At 60.7% G+C, this 18,216-nt stretch carries 15 protein-coding genes; 5 read left to right on the top strand and 10 right to left on the bottom strand.

Annotated features, from left to right (window positions below):
- Positions 1–61: 61 nt before the first annotated feature.
- Positions 62–1,006 (bottom strand): orotidine-5'-phosphate decarboxylase, encoded by a 945-nt coding sequence (gene pyrF, locus PLL20_15160; GenBank protein ID HPD31330.1) that lies wholly within the window; start codon positions 1,004–1,006, stop codon positions 62–64.
- A 258-nt stretch (positions 1,007–1,264) separates the two neighbouring features.
- On the opposite strand from pyrF, the gene rsgA reads away from it, so the two are divergent.
- Positions 1,265–2,419 (top strand): ribosome small subunit-dependent GTPase A, encoded by a 1,155-nt coding sequence (gene rsgA, locus PLL20_15155; protein ID HPD31329.1) that lies wholly within the window; start codon positions 1,265–1,267, stop codon positions 2,417–2,419.
- A 199-nt stretch (positions 2,420–2,618) separates the two neighbouring features.
- Here rsgA and PLL20_15150 read toward each other — a convergent pair whose 3' ends face one another.
- Positions 2,619–4,517 (bottom strand): sodium:proton antiporter, encoded by a 1,899-nt coding sequence (locus PLL20_15150; protein ID HPD31328.1) that lies wholly within the window; start codon positions 4,515–4,517, stop codon positions 2,619–2,621.
- 208 nt (positions 4,518–4,725) lie between these two features.
- Here PLL20_15150 and PLL20_15145 point away from each other — a divergent pair, with 208 nt between their 5' ends.
- The 3 genes from PLL20_15145 to PLL20_15135 all read left to right on the top strand — a co-directional run bounded on the left by PLL20_15145 (position 4,726) and on the right by PLL20_15135 (position 7,358).
- Complete coding sequence (locus PLL20_15145; GenBank protein ID HPD31327.1) at positions 4,726–5,295, top strand: DUF192 domain-containing protein; 570 nt, start codon at positions 4,726–4,728, stop codon at positions 5,293–5,295.
- Between the two features lie 75 nt (positions 5,296–5,370).
- Complete coding sequence (locus tag PLL20_15140; protein ID HPD31326.1) at positions 5,371–6,621, top strand: SpoIIE family protein phosphatase; 1,251 nt, start codon at positions 5,371–5,373, stop codon at positions 6,619–6,621.
- A 62-nt stretch (positions 6,622–6,683) separates the two neighbouring features.
- Positions 6,684–7,358, top strand: coding sequence for an HAD family hydrolase (locus tag PLL20_15135; GenBank protein ID HPD31325.1), 675 nt, complete (start codon positions 6,684–6,686; stop codon positions 7,356–7,358).
- A 319-nt stretch (positions 7,359–7,677) separates the two neighbouring features.
- On the opposite strand, the gene PLL20_15130 is transcribed toward PLL20_15135, so the two are convergent.
- Together PLL20_15130 and PLL20_15125 are read right to left on the bottom strand one after the other, a co-directional pair.
- On the bottom strand, positions 7,678–8,049 hold the full coding sequence (locus PLL20_15130) for a hypothetical protein (GenBank protein HPD31324.1): 372 nt from the start codon (positions 8,047–8,049) through the stop codon (positions 7,678–7,680).
- Positions 8,050–8,154: 105 nt separating this feature from the next.
- Positions 8,155–8,364: a hypothetical protein gene (locus PLL20_15125; GenBank protein ID HPD31323.1), complete on the bottom strand. Its 210-nt coding sequence runs from the start codon at positions 8,362–8,364 to the stop codon at positions 8,155–8,157.
- Between PLL20_15125 and PLL20_15120 the strand changes: the two genes are divergently transcribed.
- Complete coding sequence (locus tag PLL20_15120; GenBank protein ID HPD31322.1) at positions 8,339–9,658, top strand: tetratricopeptide repeat protein; 1,320 nt, start codon at positions 8,339–8,341, stop codon at positions 9,656–9,658. The two genes, PLL20_15125 and PLL20_15120, sit on opposite strands and share 26 nt — an antisense overlap.
- A 93-nt stretch (positions 9,659–9,751) precedes the next feature.
- Here the strand turns inward: PLL20_15120 and PLL20_15115 are convergent, their stop codons facing one another.
- The 6 genes from PLL20_15115 to PLL20_15090 all read right to left on the bottom strand — a co-directional run.
- Positions 9,752–11,803 (bottom strand): alpha amylase C-terminal domain-containing protein, encoded by a 2,052-nt coding sequence (locus PLL20_15115; protein HPD31321.1) that lies wholly within the window; start codon positions 11,801–11,803, stop codon positions 9,752–9,754.
- A gap of 70 nt (positions 11,804–11,873) precedes the next feature.
- Entirely contained in the window at positions 11,874–14,906 is a 3,033-nt protein-coding gene (locus tag PLL20_15110) for a glycosyl hydrolase (GenBank protein ID HPD31320.1), read from the bottom strand.
- 272 nt (positions 14,907–15,178) lie between these two features.
- Positions 15,179–15,772 (bottom strand): SIS domain-containing protein, encoded by a 594-nt coding sequence (locus PLL20_15105; GenBank protein HPD31319.1) that lies wholly within the window; start codon positions 15,770–15,772, stop codon positions 15,179–15,181.
- A 148-nt stretch (positions 15,773–15,920) separates the two neighbouring features.
- Positions 15,921–16,646, bottom strand: a complete 726-nt coding sequence (locus tag PLL20_15100; protein HPD31318.1) for an ABC transporter ATP-binding protein — start codon at positions 16,644–16,646, stop codon at positions 15,921–15,923.
- A complete protein-coding gene (gene cbiQ / locus PLL20_15095; protein ID HPD31317.1) occupies positions 16,639–17,415 on the bottom strand; it encodes a cobalt ECF transporter T component CbiQ in 777 nt (258 codons plus the stop codon). The genes PLL20_15100 and cbiQ overlap by 8 nt, the downstream gene beginning before the upstream one ends.
- Positions 17,416–17,545: 130 nt before the next feature.
- Positions 17,546–18,216: PDGLE domain-containing protein (locus PLL20_15090; GenBank protein ID HPD31316.1), on the bottom strand; the 671-nt coding region annotated here is incomplete at its 5' end.

The raw sequence follows: 18,216 nt of genomic DNA, 5'->3' as shown, positions 1-18,216 counted from the left end.
GGCGGTTCTAGGTAGACCGGAGTCCTCGACCGGCAAGGGGTCTTCAATCGACAACTTACACTTACCTCGGCACTACGTTGCGCACCTCGGCGACGAAGTCCTTGCAGGCCTGCTCGATGCATTTTTCCCATTCGGAGGTGAATCGCTCAAGGTATTTCATGTCGTCGTAGGCATAGATAACGCTTCGGGAGGCGGTCACCAGAGCCCCCGTGCCATCCGGTTTGAAGCAGGCACCGATATCAGAGGCGGTGCCGCCCTGAGCGCCGAATCCGGGAACCAGGAAGATGCAATGCGGCATCATGGCTCGAAACGTCGCGATTTCGTCCCGGGCCGTCGCGCCAACAACCGCACCGATTGCACTGTAGCCGCATTCACCTACCAGAGTCGGATCGGAAGCCCAACTCTCGACTTGCCGGGCGACAAACTCGGCCACGGTCATGCCGCTTTCGAGCCTGGCAGTCTGCAACTCGGCAGCCGATGGGTTGCTCGTCCGAACCAGCACAAAGACCCCTTTTTGCTCCTCGCGGGCTACGTTGATGAACGGCTGGAGCCCGTCGAGGCCGAAATAGGGGCTGACTGTGATGGCGTCCGGCCCGGTCAGGTCTTCAAGGTTGGCGAAATCGGGTTCGGCCAGCATGGCGGCGGCATACATCTCGGCGGTCGAGCCGATGTCTCCGCGTTTGCAGTCGCCAATCACGATAAGGCCGGCTCGATCCGCCTCCTGGACCAAATCGAAATACGCATCCACGCCGTCAGCATAGTATCGCTCAAAAAAGGCGATATTGATCTTCACCGCAGCCACCAGCGGGCTGACGATTCTCACCAACCGCCGGCAGTACTCCAGAATCGCATCCAGGGCTACCTCCGAGTCGGTGGCGTCGTTAAGCTCCTTGTTTTCCGAGATCTCGGCCGGGAGCTTGGAATAGACCGGATCGATCCCAATACAGGTGGGGCTGCCCTTGGCCTTGATGGCCTTCAAAAGACGGTCGGCAAAGTTCTCTGCCACGGATACCTACCTCTCATTTCACAACCGCTTGGCGCGAGCTGTTGGATAGCCAGCAGTCAACTTTGGGGGGCGCCTTGAGGGCTGCTCCCCCGAAAACAGCGAGTGTAGCCCTCCAGGGGTCGCGACGCAAGGTATCCGCAGACTAAAAACCGGATTTCCGCCTACACGTTCAGGTCCAAACGGTGTTAGAATCTTCCGCGAGGCTGGTACCCTGCTTCTCGGGAAGTGCCGCCTCTGGAGCGATCTTGGAGATCCATTGTGGGCGGAGAGTCGTCAGGCAAAGGTCGAAGACTGCGGCGGGTCGACTTTCGACGAAATCGACAGACACCCGCGCGCCGCAAGCGCTGGGAAATACCCACGGACGATGACCAAGGAACAGAAGTTTTCAGTCGGGAGGCAGTCAAGGCCAAGGGCGACCTGTCCAGAAAGCGGACGGTTGTCGAGATCGACCAGGATCAGAGTCGCGGCGAGGGCAGTTGGCTTAAGGGAATCGCAGTCGCGGTTCGCGGGCAGTTCGTCGACGTGGATGTCGATGGCCGAATCTGGCCGTGCACCGTTCGCCGCGTCCTGCGGACGCTGCTGATCCGGAACCGAAGCCCCGTGGTGGTCGGCGACGAGGTGGCCATCTCTATCGTGGCCGACGAGGCGGGGGTGGTGAACGAAGGCGTGATCGAACACGTGTACCCGCGTCGAACGGCCCTGAGCCGGTGCGACGGCAAGAAAACCCATATGATCGCCGCCAACGTCGATCAGGTTCTGGTGATCACCTCGATTCGCGAGCCGATGATCAAACCGCACCTGATCGACCGCTATCTGGTGGCGGCGCACGCGGGCAACCTCCCTGCGGCCATCTGTGTAAACAAGGTAGACCTCGACCCCGATCCCGAAGACGAGACTGCGGAAGTGCTGACCCGTTATCGAAGGTTGGGTTATGCCGCCGTAGCCACAAGCGCCGTCGAAGGTACGGGCCTGGACGAGTTGCGTTCGCTATTGACGGGAAAGGTGACCCTTCTGGCGGGTCAGAGCGGCGTCGGCAAGAGTTCACTGATCAATGCGCTCGAACCGGGTCTCAACCTCAAGACAGCTCCCGTTTCGCTCGCCAGCGAGAAGGGACGCCACACGACCACAACCGCAGTGCGGCTCAAGCTCAGCTTCGGCGGCGCGGTGGTTGACACGCCGGGTATCAGGGCCTTGGACGTGGCCATGGTGCCGATCAACGAACTCGAAATGCACTTCGTCGAATTCGTCGATCGTATCGCCAACTGCAAGTTCCCCAACTGCGTCCACATTCACGAGGAGGGGTGCGAGATCAAGGCCGCTGTGAAAAGCGGCGAGATCGACGAGTCCCGCTATGCCAGTTATGTCGAGCTGTTCTACGAACTCAGCGATGTTAAGCGGGCCGGATACGAATAGGTCTCCGCCGGATACCATCGAAAAGCCACGTCACGCATCGCGCCTTGCTCGGCTCGGTCTTGCTCATCGGGGACGCGGCAAATGGACGATTGTCGATCACGAACGGCGCAGACCCCAATCCTGTTTGCCCAGGCTATCGTCATCGCGCAAAACCGGTTCGACCCGTCCTTGCCGGCCGATTCCCGATCGCTGAACCCTCTCACATGAGGAAGATCACCGTGATCAGCAGGAAAAGCGGAATGAGAATCACGATACTGTAGAGCATGTAGCCGAAGAAACTTGGCATTTTGATGCCCGACTGCTCGGCAATGCTCTTGACCATGAAGTTCGGGCCGTTGCCGATGTAGGTGTTGGCGCCCATGAAGACGGCGCCGAGCGAGATGCCGACCAGCAGCGGAATCGGGATGGTCTTGAGGAACGTATCGACATCGCCCATCATGGCCATCCCTTCGGGCGCCAGGGTTCCAGCGGTCTTGAAGTAGACCACATAGGTCGGCGCATTGTCGAGGAAGCTGGACAGAGTGCCCGTCGCCCAGAAGAACTGCCACGGCTTGGTCAGGCCGAGCTCGGGCCCCTTGGCGTTGAGGATTTCGATTGGAACCTGCATCGTGATGAAAATGCCGATGAACAGCACGGCCACCTCGGTGATGGCGCAGAAATCGAAGTTGTTTTCCTTGCGGATCTGCGGCGACGTCGTCATCCAAGCCAGGCCCACGAACGCAAGCATCACCGCTTCGCGGAGAAAATCGGGCACGGCGAAACTTGTGCCCGGCAATTCCTTGCCGGGGACCATGACGGCCACCGCCAGCACAACGCAAAGAAGCCACAGGAAATTCAGCGAACCACGGATTCGCAACGGTTCGATCTGCGTGGCATCCAGCATGCGATCTTCAACGGTCTCGCGGCGATACGCCAGCGTATCCCAGATCCAATATACGACCAGCAATACGCAGACGGCGAAGAGCCAGGCTTTCCAGAGGTTCAGTGTCCAAAGGAAGGGCACACCAAACAGGTAACCGAGGAACAGAGGCGGATCGCCCGTCGGAAGCAGACTGCCGCCAATGTTGCTGACCAGGAAGATGAAGAAGATCACCGTGTGGCGGACGTGCTTACGCTCCTGATTGATCTGCAACAGGGGCCGGATGAGCAACATCGATGCACCCGTGGTTCCGATGAAGCTCGCGAGGACCGCGCCCAACCCCAGAAAGGCTGCATTGGTTGCCGGTCTGGCCCGCAGGTCGCCGCGGAGCTGGATGCCGCCACTGATCGTATACAGGCAGAACAGCAGGATGATGAATGGAATGTACTCATCCAGAACAGCATGCTGCAAGACCATCTTGACCGAGGGCAAGCCCGGGTCGGCATGGAAACCCACGCTTCGGAGCAGGTAGTAGAGCAGGGTTACGATGGCCAATGCGGCGGCGATGATGAACTTGTTCTTGTTGTGGTGCCACCAATGTTCGACACGGTGGATCAGCGGCAGAATGGCAATGCACAACAACAGAATCACAAACGGAGCCACCGCCCAAAGCGGAGGCGAGTAGTGCGCGCCTGCCGCGCCTTCGCCGTGCGCACCGTGTGCTGCCGCCTCATGCTTGCCCATCGTCTCGTGCGGAGTATCGGTTTCGTGCTTGTCATGCGGCCCGGCTACCGACTCGTGCTTCTCTTCATGGTCCGGTGTTGGGGGCGGCTCCGGTGTCGAGGTGGGAACGGCAGGTGTTTCTGTCTTAGCCGGCTCGTCCGTCGCTTCGGGGGAAGCCAACGAGGAGTTGGATGACGGAGCAGGGTCAGGCTGTGCGGCCGCAGGCGACGCCGCCGCTTCGCCGGTCTCGGAGAATGGAAGCGGAATCGCCGGAAGCGGCGACACACCATGTGTCTCAGAGGCCACATCAGCCCTCGGCGTCACCGTTGCTGGGCTGAGAACCGGATTGTCCACCTCATCTGTCGCGGGCGACGCCACGTCGGCCGCAGGTTGGCTCGCGATTGCGGGGGAAACCGAATCCTGTGCCTTTACGCTCAGAGTTGAGGCGCAAGTTGCCAACAGCGTCAGAACCCACCAGACGACTACGGGACGTTTACCTAGCAGGCGCAGGTGCATGAACCAGATCTCCGTTTGTCAGGGCTGGGTGTCGGCCACGACTCCATCATCCCCAGATACCGTGACATTATCGGCAGATTGCGGTGGTGGGACTCCATGTCTATACTGGCCTTGAGCTGAGGGACAGCCAACCGTCACCAAGTGTTGCCCGTTGAGAGCGACGGCCTCATGACGCGACCGGATGACTCGTGGGCGAGGATGTGAATCCGTGTTTGCTTACGAACATGTCGGGCATCTCTTTTATGGGCGCAGGCGGAAAACCGTCTTGCTGGTTATCCTTCTATCCTTTTGTTCCGGTTGCACCGAGAATCCGGCCGCTGATACGCCGGGCGCAGCCCGAAATGACTTGAGCGCCATGCAGATTACTCGCATGACTATTGGCGATCACCAGTTCGAGGTCTGGCTTGCGAAGAGCAATCGACAGCGAGAACTCGGTCTGATGCGGGTGAAGCCTGAAGAGCTGTCCTCATTTCAGGAGCCGACCGGCCGGGGCTTATCGGACATCCACCGGGGCATGTTGTTCGTCTTTCCGTTTGAGCAACCGCTGTCCTTCTGGATGTACAACACCATCACACCCCTGGACATCGCGTACATACGGAACGACGGCCGAATCGTGGGTATTCACACCATGGCCCCACTTGAAACGCGCACATATCCTTCCGGGGAGCCCGCCCGCTTCGCTCTTGAAGTCAAAGCTGGGTTATTTGCCAGCATTGGCGTGAAGGTGGGCGACCGTGTTCAAATCCCTGAGTCGGTTCTCAAGGACCTGCCCAGATAGGTCGAAGCTGATTCTGAGCAAGTACCGGTGACGGCGTCGAATCTCCGGCGGGACCGGGGGCCAGCAGCACACCTCATGTCGGGATCAACGACTCTTACAGACTTATCGGTACAGCCCGTTCCGACGGCATCGAAGCCATTCCGGCTGCTGATCGTGGGTTCCTCCGAAGACCTGCCACAGGCTCTGGTTAAGCTCATCGAGAGGCATGAGGCTGATGTCGTCCTTGCCGCATCGCTGCAGGATGCTCGCCGGCCGAAACTCCTCGCCGACGTCGAGACCGTCATTCTCTGCGCGCATCAGGAATCAGACGCCCGCCGAGCCGCCGACCGGGCGGCATTCTTGCTGGCCGACTCCCTGGTAAGTCATCATCTCATGGGACTGGCATTCTCGTCGGGCACATACGGCGTGGTGCCCGGTTGCGGCGATGTGTTCATCCGGCTTCCGACGGACGTATCCTCACAAGAACTGAGCGGCTGGCTGTCAGCGTTGAGGCATGTCAGACCGCACCTCCGCCGCATCAACAATCAGGTCGCGGCGATGCAGCGGCTGGGACGTCGCGTCAATGAGAACCTTCTCGAGGTGGATCAGGAGCTTCGCCTCGCCGGCCGATTGCAGCGGGACTTCCTGCCCAAGGTCTTTCCTGAATTGGCGGACGTTCGCTTCGCGGCCATGTATCGCCCCGCCACCTGGGTTTCCGGTGATATCTATGATGTCCGCCGGTTGGACGAACGGCACATCGGCTTTTTCCTGGCCGACGCCATGGGGCATGGTGTGGCTGCGGGTCTTATGACGATGTTCATCAAAGAGGCAATTGTCGGTCGGAGAACTCGCGAAGGTGAAGCGCCGGTCAGATGTCCCAGTAAGGTTCTCACCTCACTCAACGCCGACCTGACCGCGCAACAGTTGCCCAACTGCCAGTTTGTCACCGCCTGCTACGGCCAGATTGACACCGATTCTCATGAGGTGGTTCTTGCTCGTGCCGGCCATCCTCACCCCATACACGTCGGATCTGACGGCCAAGCTCGCGAAGTGAAAACGGCGGGCGGGTTGCTCGGCGTCTTTCCCGAGGGCGACTTCCCCAGCATAAAGCTGACACTGCAACCCGGCGAGAAACTCGTTATCTACAGCGACGGCCTCGAAAACATCATCTCGGGCGGTCACGACGCCGGGGGACACTCGACGTTCGGCCCGGTTTTCCTGCAGGCCATCAGACTGCCCGGCCAGGAATGCCTCGATATGCTCGCCCAGCACCTCGACGGTGCTGAGGGCAGTCTTCAGCCATCAGACGATCAATCTTGCCTGGTTGTGGAACGACTCTGCGCGTGATTCGCTGCCAGCCCGGGTCCCTTTCGTTATAATGCCGTTGAGAACCAGCCGGAAAGGATCGCATGGCGGAGTTGCAGGGACTGTTTCTGGATTTCTACGGCACCGTTGTCGGCGGCGATCGGCTGGCGGTCGAATCAGCCTGCCAGGCGGTGGTGCGCGATCATCACCTGCCGTTGACTGCGGCCGAACTGGCTGTTCGGTGGGGTCGTGCCTACTTCCGGGCCATCGAGGCGCCTGACGGCGACGGATTCCGCAATCTGGTTGAAATCGAGCGAGATACCCTTATCGAGACCGTCTCGCCTCTGGTCGGACATATCGATCCCGAGCCATACGTGGCCATCCTCCAGGATTACCTGGCCAATCCGCCGCTGTGCCCGGAAATCCGCGAGGTTCTGAGACATAAGAGGCTGCCAGTGTGTATCGTGAGCAATGCGGACAACCGAGAAATCCATAAAGCATTAGAGCGTAACGACTTAAGATTTGACTTCATTGTAACGTCGGAATCCGCCCGCAGCTACAAACCGGATCCAACCATTTTTGGGACGGCACTTCGACTTACCGGTTGGCGACCGGAGCGTGTCATCCATATAGGAGACTCGCTTCACAGTGATGTGGGCGGGGCTCGAGCGGCTGGTCTAAAAGCGGTGTGGGTTTGCCGCGAAGACCGGATCAGCGACGTCGGCTGTGAGCAGCCGGACCAGACGTGGTCGGACCTGCGTCCGATCATCAACTTATGAGGCTTGTTTTCACAGCCCGGGAACCATGAAATGTGGCGAAAAACGGCAGCCAACCAGCCCCTCGGGGGGATGATAAAGGCTGGCAGGAGGCTAGAGCCATGTGTCCGATCAATCGCGTGAACGCTTTGTGGGCAATCGTTTGTGGTGCCCTCTGCCTGGCCTTGACGACCGCCGAAACGACGGCGGCAGACATGAGCGGCCGAGGAAGCACAAAGCGATCGTATTCTTCTGGGTTTTCGGGTCGGTCGGGCGCGTCGGGTCACTCGAGCTTCTCAGGCGGCTCAGGCTTTTCGGGTCGCTCCAGCGGCTTCTCCAAATCCTACAGCAGTCCGCGATCCGGATCGTCTTCGAGCAGCAGTTTCGGTCGATCGAGCGATTTGAATCGATCGACCTTCGTCGGACCACCTATCAGCGGAGGCGGTTCAGCCTTTCGCCCCAACATGACGCCCAAGGGCGCTCCTTCGGTTTCGAGCCCGGCCCCGAAGTCTGCTCTGCCATCATCGCCTTCAGGCACTTCGCCGGGGCAGTCGAGCCCGTCCGTGACGACAGGCAAACCGACGGTCAGCCCGTTTTCGGCACTGCCACCAGGAGCGAGAGCCTCGTCGACACCCAAGTCTCCGAACGCCGGAGGTTCGCCCGCCGGTGAGGCCCCGTCCCTGGCCGGACAAAAAAAACCATTCAGCTCAAACACGACGGTCACAAGTCCGAAGGCACCGTTCACACCTTCTGTCGGTCAGACCGGCGGGGTAAAGGTGCCTTCCCAGGTCAGTTCAGGCAACTCGAAATCCGGCGGCGTTCAAGCTCCTTCCGCGGGGTCGAAATCAAGCCAGACGCCCACGACTTTTATACCGTCGTTAGCCGGTCGCAAGGCCCCCACAGGTGTTTCGAACAACAGCGGTGCATCGTCCCAGTCGCTCAAGAGTGCTTCGCCCGGTAGCTCAACCATCGTCAGGCCGCCCTCGGGGACGGGCGGAACGAAGGTGCCGACCGGCTCTACGGTCGGCAAGTCCGGCGCTGCTTCGGGGGGTTCGTCGGGTGACCGATTCTTCTCCGGCCCAAGCCGGTCGAGCAGCGGATTCACCGGCTCGGTCAAGAAAAGCACCGCCGGCGGCTACTTCATCAATCCGGAGCGATCGGGCAGGCTCAATATCAGTGTGAACCGCCATAGCCGCGACGGGGACGGCCGCTATTTCTTCAGGGATGAACGCGGCCGGCACGACTATTGTGGCTGTCATCGACCCCGTTATGAGTGTCACCACCACAGGCATTCGAGTTACTGGTTCGGATTTGGTTTCTTCGACTCCGGTCCCTGCTATTACCCCGTCTATCCGGTGTACCCGGTTTACACTTGGCCGGTATACGAGGTGGTAGCCGCGCCAACATACGTCGTTCAGCCGGCACCGGTTGTTGCCCAGGCTCCAGTGGCCGTGCCTGGGGCGGTGGCTTATCCGGGGCAGGCCGCCCCAGGCGTTGAAGTACTCACGCCAGGCGCCTACGCGACCGTCCCGCCGGGGCAACAACCCGCCGAACAGCCTCAGGAACAGGCTGCTCAGCCGCAGGCACAGCCGCAGGAACAGCCCGCCGGACCGACTCAGCCTCAGCCCCCTACTGCATCGAGCTCGCCTGACACCGCGCAGTCCGGCGAGATGCCCGTTGACGAGATGGACCGACTCATGAAGGAGGGCGTTGAAGCCTTCGCGGCAGGAGACTACGAGAAGGCTGCCCAAAACTTTATGAGAGTCTCGATGGCCATGCCGGACAATGTCGACGCATTGCTGGCATACGCGGTCGCTCGTTTCGCTACCGGCGACTATACAAACTCCGCGACCGCGATCCGGCGGGCGGTCCGCAAGGTTCCCGAGGTGGTCAATTCGCTGTTCGACCTTCGCGACCGTTATGGCAAGATGTCCGACTTTGACGGACACGTGGCCAACTTGGTCCGGTACGTCAACGAGAAGAAAGAGGATATTGACGGCTGGCTGGTGCTGGGGTTCATCCAGCACTTCATCGGCGACCGGACGCATTCCAAGCAGACCTTTGAGGGCATAAAGCAACGTTCGCCCGCGGACGCGGACATCGCCGAGTTCTTCATCAACGCCAAGTCCGTCGAGCAGCTTGCCAAGGAGGCCCGTGAAGCTCAGGACAGAGAGCAGTCGGGCACGACGCAGCCGTCGGCGCAGGAAAGCTCAAGCCAGACGCTGCCGAGTTCCGTCGGAACTGCCGGCTCCCAGGCCCCGACGCCTGGGCCCGTCCAGCCCGCCGCTGCGGTCTCCAGCGGCGACTTCTCCGATCCGTTCTGATTCTGAGGCCTGCCTGCCACCGTCCGGCCGGCAATGAGGCGACTCACGGTGTGGGAGGCACACTCGACCTTGACAACCGGCCGACAGCTTCTTTCAGCCGGTTGGCATTGTCGCGAGGACCTGTGCCGTTCGGGTCGGAAGGTAGATCTGAATGCTTTGGTTCCGACCATGAGCCGGCTGGTACTGACAGGGGTAGATCTGGCCCGTGGCAACGATTCCGTGGCCGCCGAACCAGAAGTCATCCGTGTTGAGGACGACTTTGTAGTCGCTTGGCTCGGGCACCCCGATCCGATAGTTGGGATGCGAGTCGGTCGGATGGAAATTGAAGACGAACACCAACGAACCGCGCCGAAAGGCGATCAGCTTGGCGGCCTCGTCGGTGTGAATAATCTCGGTGTTGGAAGCGGCGAGCAAGTCACACCGCTCATCAAGAGCCTGAAGCTCGCGGTCGAACGCCGCCAAGTCACGATACCGCAGTAACGGATCGTCGCACAGGGACCACTGTCGCCGGGCGTACTTGTAGGAAAACCCGTTGCCCTCTCGGGGGAAATCGATCCACTCCGGATGCCCGAACTCGTTGCCCATGAAATTGAGATACCCCTCGCCGCCGAGGGCGAATGTGATCAAACGAATCATCTTGTGTAACGCCACGCCGCGCTCGATGACCAGGTTCGACCCGACGGCCTTGCTCATCAGCCAATACATGTCGGCGTCCATCAGCCGGAATGCGATGGTCTTGTCTCCGACCAGCGCCTGGTCATGGCTCTCCGCGTAAGCGATGTGCTTCTCGGCCGGTCGGCGGTTGGTCAAGGTATGGCAGATCTCCCCCATATTCCACTGTTCATCGCGGTATTCTTTGAGAAGCTTGATCCAGTAGTCGGGGATCCCCATGGCCAGCCGGTAGTCGAACCCGATGCCTCCTTCATCAAGGGGCCGGGCAAGTCCGACCATGCCCGACACGTCCTCCGCGATCGTGATAGCCTTTGGATTCACCTCGTGAGCGACCTGGTTGGCCAGTTGCAGGTAGACGACCGCGTCGGTGTCGATGTCGTGGATCAGGTAGTCGTCATATGAAGAGAAGTTCCTGAAACCATGGTGCAGGTACATCATGCTGGTCACGCCGTCGAATCGCAGGCCGTCAAACCGGAATTCCTCCAGCCAGTACCGCACGTTGCTGAGCAGAAAACGTAGAACTTCCGTCTTGCCGTAATCGAACAACAGCGAATCCCATGCCGGGTGTTCACCTCTTGGGCCGGCATGAAAGTACTGATGATCCGTCCCGTCGAATCGGTTGAGCCCCTCGTTGACGTTCTTGACGGAATGGCTGTGCACGATGTCAAGGACGACCAGCAGTCCCAGCCCATGAGCCGTGTCAATCAGTTCCTTGAGGTCCTCCGGAGTCCCGAACCGCGACGAAGGAGCGAAGAAATTGCTCACGTGGTAGCCGAACGAGGCATAATATGGATGTTCCTGAATGGCCATCAGTTGAACGGCGTTGTACCCGGCCTCCGCAATTCGTGGCAGAACGTTCCGTGTGAATTCCTGATAGGTGCCGATCCGCTCCTCCTCTGTGGCCATACCGACATGAGCCTCGTAGATGCGAGGGCTGCGAGCCTGCGGGGGCACGTGCTTCCAGACATAGGGTTCGGGTGGAGTCCAGTACTGCCCGGCCCAATCTGCGGAGTGAGGCTCATTTGTCACGCGACGGATGTAGGCAGGGATGCGGTCTCTGGCGTCCGTCGGGGTGTGCACGTGCACCTTAAGCCTGCTGCCGTGTGTGAGGTGATCGGCGTAGTGATCGTCCGGCAGGAAGATGCTCCAGACGCCGAATTCGTCCCTGGTCAGGGGGTGTGATTGGCGGTTCCAGCCGTTGAAATCGCCGGTGAGGAACAAACCCGTTGCTCCGGGCGCCCATTCGCGGTACCACACGCCCGGTCGGCCTTCGTGGGTGCCCTTGTTCAGGCCGAAATACTCGTGCCCACGGCTCGCGGCATCCAGAGAGCCGAACGCGGATACAAGCCGGTCCAGACCGGCCCGGTAGCGCGCGTATCTCTGTCGCAGGGCCTCGGCGTAGGGCCTGAGCCATGGATCCCATTTGATCAGTCCGGTCCCGTCCTGTTCTGTTGTCGGCAAAGAGATCGCCATTCCGAAATCACCCCCAGGCAACCACCGCCCCGTCTTTGCTCCTGACTCAATAGGATACGTGCTGACCCGATCACTCGAAAGTGATCAGCTCAGCGCCGCCGAGCAACCCGTAAGGAGTGAACACATACCTGTCGGTCCAGTTGGCCTCGTCGGCGAACGCCTCCGGCCCGATCCACCAGTTGTTGCCCTTTTCGAGATACTGCCTGTTGTGCAGCGGCCCGAAGGTGTTCCGAAGACTGCCGTACACAATGATCTCGAGATCGTTGTTCTCGCTACCGAGGAACTCGGTGATATCCAGCTCCCATGGTTGCCAGCCGAGCAGACCGGCCGTCTGGTTGTTGACGCGAACCTCGAAGAGCGTGCCGGCGGGCTGGTTGAGTCGCAACACCGTCCGTTGCCCAAGCCGGCGGGCACATCGGATCGACCGGCGGTAAACCATGTTGCCAGAATAGAAATGGTAACCCTGCGGGCCCCAGTCGCCGATCGTCAGCCTGTCGGGCTCGGGTACGATGACGTAGCTGTTCTCGCCAACCTGCCGGGTGGCAAAATCACCGACGATAAAGATGTCCTCAATCTCGACGCCTGGTCTGTAAACGGCGGTCAGCAGCAGGTCGTTTGCCCCCTTATGAATCTGCGAGCCGACGGGTATCTTGCGGAACTTCTTGTCCCACTGCCACTGTGAACGGTCCGCCGGGATCTCGTGGCCGTTGAGCCGGATGTGGAAGTCCTCGGCCAGCTCAACCACAAGGGAGGCGTTCGGCTGATCGATTTCAGACTTGAACGCGAACCGCATTTCGACCTTCGCCGTCTTGCCCGGAACGATTCCCTTCTGTCTCAGGACCCACGGCTGAATGCCCCGGTACTCCTGGAGCCCGGCGGCGTCGAAAGCCGCACGGCGGACCTTCCAAACCGGCGAGGGCTCGCTGAGTGGCCCGTCATTAATGGCCCAACGGCAAGTGTCCAGCACAAGCGTGTTGGGATGGGTGCGTGCAAAAGACCAGTCCCCTTGCAGGATTTCGCGGGCAGTCTCCCGGTGATCGGCCATGCGGCCGACGAGGGACTGTTGGGGGTCCACCATGATTGCCAGGCTGCCGACCGGCTCGAATCGATGGGTGAGAATCAACCGGCCTTCGCTGACGTGCGCGGGGATCGGCCGCATGTCACCCGAGACCATGTCGCAACACAGGGCAGAGCCGCCGGCATTCACCGTGATCCTCGTCTCATATGCCGTCTGGCGAGACGTGTTGCAGATGAAGTAGATGTTCTTGTCACCTGACCGCCGATGATGGCAGAGGATCGACTCGATTTCACGACCGTCCGTGCCGGTGACGCTGATTTCCCGAAGCCCCATCTCCTCAAGAACCTCGGCCACAGCCTGGGTTTCGTTCGGCACCCGGCGGGCATTCGGGTGACCGTGCAGCGGGGCCCAGCGATCGCCCCGCGGCTCGCCGTCGATCGCTGTCGGCAACTGTCCGACGAAAACCACGCGACCCCCGGCGGCAAGCAACTCCTCCAAAAGAGTGACGGTTTCGGAAGTCCAGGTCAACGAGGGCGGCACGAGGACGACTTCGTAGACGCCGTGCGATGCGACTCGCAGGTTACGTCCTTCGACGCGTCCATGTCGGGCGAGAATCATTTCATCGCCGTAGTCATAATCCAGATGCCGGCCCAGCAGTCCGCTCTGCAACGAAATCAACTCCTGGTGGTAGAAATCGACCTCGGGGCAATCGTCGAATCGCGATACGAAGGCCCATGCGCTGGCGATCGGATGGAGCACCAGTATCTTAGTCTGAAACTCGCCTTGGCGCGTGACCCAGCCCGCGCGAGTGAAGTAGTCGTTGATGAGGCTCATGCGGTCCCAGTAGGGTTGGTGATAGCTGAAGGTCGGCGGGTAGTCGCGCTTGCGGTCGCCGGTGAAGCTGTACAGAGTCAGATGCGGGCAGAAGTAGTTGACGCCCAGTGCCAGATGGAAGTCGCCAATCCACTTGGCGTCCTCGAAACTGAAATCCTGGCCTGAAACGCCGAAGATCTCGCAAAGCACCTGGTCCCGTCCGAACTGGTGAGCAACGCTGGCCACTTGCTTGAGCGTGAGCGGATCCTCGATATTGCGGCGAAGGTGATCGATCCCCGGCACCTGCTCGTACTCGTAGTGGGGCATGGCCGCCCCGATGTGCATGACCTGCGATCGCAGTGAGTCCTCCCACAACCAATGCCCGGTGAGCTTCAGGCCAAGCCGGTCGCAGAATTCACCATAGGGTTTGGCAAAGGACTCCACAAACCTCTCGGTAAGGAAACGATGATAGTCGTGCCGGACTTTCTGAAACCCCGGGCGGCGAAAAGCCAAGGCATCGAGCTGATCCAGAAGGTCGTAACCGAATCGTCTCTTGAAAAGATCGGCCATTCCCGCGGTCCAGGGCATGGCCGTCAGGTCAGCCCCGACCCACGGATAGAAGTTGGGCTCGTCGGTGAAGATGCCCGGAACGGTTCGGCCGAAATCATTTCGGAACCGTTTATGGTAGCCGTCGATGGTAATATCGAGGAAGTGCTTTACGGCCTGCGGGTTCAGGATGTCAAGGTAAGTCTCTCCGTTGAACCAATTGTCATTGGCGAATGGTCGGGCATAGTAGCACCAGATCATCTCGCCGTTGGTGGGTACATCGCCGGTTTTGAGTCGGCGGGAGGAGCAGACCGTCCCCCGTTCATCCTTGTCGATGGCAAATACGGCGAGAGTGTCGGGCGCCGCCAAGGCTTTGTCCAACTCGCCTTTCTGGATGGCCGTGGCCGCCAGTCCGACGCCGCGCGTCTCAGGAAACCTGCGATTGAGCCAGCCGCCCGCGAAGCCGCTCGCCCACTTGTCCTCATCATACAACCATGCCAGCATGCCGATTCGGCGGGCCTCATCGATGCAAGCACCGATCTTGGCGAACCATTCGTCGGACAGGTACTCGGTTTCCAGGCCGACACGCGAGTGCATGAAGAATCCGCCGAAGCCGGCGGCCTTGAATTGTTGAATCTGCCATCGCAACTCATCTTCGATCAAATCGTCGTTCCAGGACCAGAATGGAGCAGGACGATAATCAATCGACGGCGAACGGAATCCCATAAGGTCGCACTCCCTGGTGACGGGCGTACACGAAACGGACAATGACGCGGCAAGAACAAGCGGAAGCCACAGCTTCATACGTCGCACCTCTTTGCCTTGTTTTCGGGTACCGCACAACCGCGGAGTTGTACCGCGCAGACGAGTCATTGACCAGTTGCCCAGCTCGCGGAGCTCAGCAGACGTCAAACGTGAGGCTCAAGGATTCCCGAGATCCGAACCTGCCGAAGTCAATCACAAGAGCCGGAAGCTCATGGCCGATCGCTGACCGCCGCTCACACATTATCCGTCCGCGCCTTGCGGCCGAGATAGCCGCCGTGGTGACGCAAGCCGTAGTCGTGCCTGGTGATACCCTTGAGTTCCATGAGCGTCAGGGCCAAGGCATCGGTGATGGCCAGCATGACGGCGATGCTGGCCGAGGGGGTCAGTCCGAGCGGACAGGCCTCCTTGATGATGCCCATGTCCAGAATGACGTCGCTCAAATCGCGCAGTCGCGAGTCCGGGTGCGAGGTGATGCCGATGATCGTCGCCAGGCCGAGATGACGGCCGAGTTCGAGCATCTCAATGATTTCGTTCGTTTTGCCGCTGGTGGAAAGGGCAACGATGCAATCATCCTGGCCGACCAGCCCCAGGTCGCCGTGGGCCGCCTCGCCGGGATGAAGGAAAGCGGCGGGCGTACCCGTCGAGCAGAGCGTGGCCGCGAATTTGTGTGCGATGTGCCCGGCCTTGCCCATGCCGGTGGTCAGCACCTTACCCTTGCAGTCACGGAGGACAAGCACGGCCTTTTCAAACTCCGGCGTAACCCGCACGGCCAGGATGGCCTCGGCCTCCCGCTTCATGATCTCGGTGATACGTTGTTGGATGTCCATGGACAACTGTCAGCTTTCAGCCTGGCGCCGCTGGAACCTGCTCCCACGCCGCAGAGCCGGCCAGTCTATCCGGCCGGTTGGACCGCAGTGCAATCGGGCCCCAGGAACAGACCCCGGGCCCAGCAAGAATGCGACGACAGTCTACCGATCATTTCGCCGGCCGCCAAATCTCTAGGCCGTGCCGGTCCATCAGCTCGCCGTTGCCCAGGATCTCGGCGGCCGGGCCGTCGGCTACAATTCGTCCCTCGTCAATCAGCGCCACGCGCGAGCACACCGTGCCAACCAGCGCCAGATCGTGCGACGCGATGAGCATCGTCGCATGGAGGCTTTTCAACACTTCGATAAGCCGCCTTCGCGAACGGGGGTCGAGATTGCTCGAGGGCTCATCCATCAGCAGCAGAGCCGGGCGCATCACCAGGACCGACGCGATTGCCGCATTACGTTTCTGACCCATCGACAGATGGTGTGGCGGACGGTCGAGAAGCTCGGACAGCCCCATCTGCGCCGCGACCTCTTCGACGCGTCGGCCGACCTCGTGGGCGTCGAGTCCCAGATTGACCGGACCGAACGCCAAGTCGTCGGCCAACGTGGGCATGAAGAGCTGATCGTCGGGACTCTGGAAGACCAGTCCGACGTGCCTCCGCGTCTCGCGAAGCCGGGAGCCGGTCAACTCGGAACCCTCGCAGTGAATACAGCCTTGGCCGGTGTAAAGCCCGCTGATGCACATGAGCAGCGTGCTTTTGCCCGATCCGTTCTGGCCCACCAGCCCGACCTTCTCGCCGGCGCTGACGGCCAGGTCAACCCCGCGCAGTGCCTGTGTACCGTCGGGGTAGGCGTAGGTCAATCCGGCGATTTGCAGTAGCGGTTCAACCACGCAGCCATTCTCCCAGGTGCCCGCCCCATCGCAACAGGAACAGATAAATGGCCGTTCCCGTAAGAAAGAGCGTATCGTGCGGTTTCCACCGGAGCCCCCGGAGCAGACGAATTGCTCCGTCGTAGCCACGGGCGATCATCGCCAGATGCGTTCGCTCGGCCTGCTCCAGTGTGCGGATGAACAGGATGCCGACCAGCCCCGCAGCGCTTTGCCATCGCCATTTCATCGGTCCGAGCCCGGCGTCGCGCGCGGCCCGGGCCTGTCGCAGGTGCATGGCTTGGTCGACCAGCAGGAACAGGTACCGATATAAGAAACGCAATTGTGTCACCAGCACCTTCGGCACCCCGAGGCCTTCGAGGCCCTTCAGCAATTCGGGGAAGCGCGTGGTGCTGGCCAGAGCAATCAGAGAAAACATCCCGAGCACAAAGCGAATCAGGACGGTTGCGGCTGTCAGCCACCCGCCGGTAATAGTTCCTGGCCCGAAGGGTGAAGGTACTTGTGTTCTGTCGAAAACCGGTGAAAAGGCTACCAGGCAGACGATGAACGGCGACACCATCAGAGTGTGCTTAACGACGAACCATAGTGGCGTGCCGCTCCACCACAGCAGCACGACCGGCAGGATCAGATACCCCGGCGAGGGCAACTGGTAGCGGCTAAGAGATATGAGCGCCGCGCTGTACGCCACGACCGCCAGGATCTTCGCACGTGGATCGAGCCGATGGATCGGCGAGTCACCGTAGGCGAAATGATCGATATAGTGATGGTGCATGGATCAGCATCTCGTGTCCCCCTTGGTAAGGGAGTCAGGGGGCGTTCCGAGGGTCAGCCCACCCGCTGTTCACCCCCCCCCCCTTTGTCCCCCCTTGTTAAGGGGGGAAAGAAGACCGCCGTGCCACGGTTCAAGTCGGTGGGTTCGCACTCGCGGCCGGCTTCTTGCGATTCCGATGCAATGATACGCCGATCACCCAGACGATCAACAACGTCACAACGGTGCCGACCACGCCGCTGACGCTGGTCCACGCGGCTGATTGGGCATCCCTGAGTGTGTAGTCCGGCAGCGGAGCGGTCCGAGCCTGCCATTCGCTGACCTTGACCATGAGCGGGTCGGCATCGTGTTTGACCAGCGCGGCATCGCCGGCCTCCTCGTGGGCGGTCACTGATTCCAGCGCATCGGCCCACCCGCTCGCCAAATGCGACACGACCGCCCCGAGCAACAGGGCCACGACCGCGATGGAGGCAACCACCGCCCGGTTGCTCAGCCCTGCCCCGGCCGAGACAAGCCTTTCTGCCACCTTACCCAGCGACTGTGGCCGCACCTTGGCCAGATAACCGACGACCAGGAAAGTGATGATCGCCTCGCCGAGAGCCACGAGCAGATGCAATCCAACCATGACGGAGAGGAACTTACTGAACGGCACCGCTGCGACGCCGCTCAGGGCGGCCTGCACCGGCACCATGGCCGCCCCTGAGACCATCCCGATCAACGTGCTGATGAAAACCGCGGAGTACAGGCGTCTAGCCCCAAAACAAGCGAACTCCGGTGGCAGTTTTGCGCGATCGGCGGCCGATC

This window comes from Phycisphaerae bacterium, from assembly GCA_035384605.1.
In the GTDB taxonomy this organism is placed as follows: domain Bacteria; phylum Planctomycetota; class Phycisphaerae; order UBA1845; family PWPN01; genus JAUCQB01.
This window is presented reverse-complemented; position numbering and strand designations above follow the sequence as displayed.

Excerpts from the sequence above, each read along its gene's own strand:
- PLL20_15150 (HPD31328.1), bottom strand. The coding sequence starts at position 4,517 with ATGCACCTGCGCCTGCTAGGTAAACGTCCCGTAGTCGTCTGGTGGGTT.
- PLL20_15140 (HPD31326.1), top strand. The coding sequence starts at position 5,371 with ATGTCGGGATCAACGACTCTTACAGACTTATCGGTACAGCCCGTTCCG.
- PLL20_15135 (HPD31325.1), top strand. The coding sequence starts at position 6,684 with ATGGCGGAGTTGCAGGGACTGTTTCTGGATTTCTACGGCACCGTTGTC.
- PLL20_15115 (HPD31321.1), bottom strand. The coding sequence starts at position 11,803 with ATGGCGATCTCTTTGCCGACAACAGAACAGGACGGGACCGGACTGATC.
- PLL20_15110 (HPD31320.1), bottom strand. The coding sequence starts at position 14,906 with ATGGGATTCCGTTCGCCGTCGATTGATTATCGTCCTGCTCCATTCTGG.
- PLL20_15105 (HPD31319.1), bottom strand. The coding sequence starts at position 15,772 with ATGGACATCCAACAACGTATCACCGAGATCATGAAGCGGGAGGCCGAG.
- cbiQ (HPD31317.1), bottom strand. The coding sequence starts at position 17,415 with ATGCACCATCACTATATCGATCATTTCGCCTACGGTGACTCGCCGATC.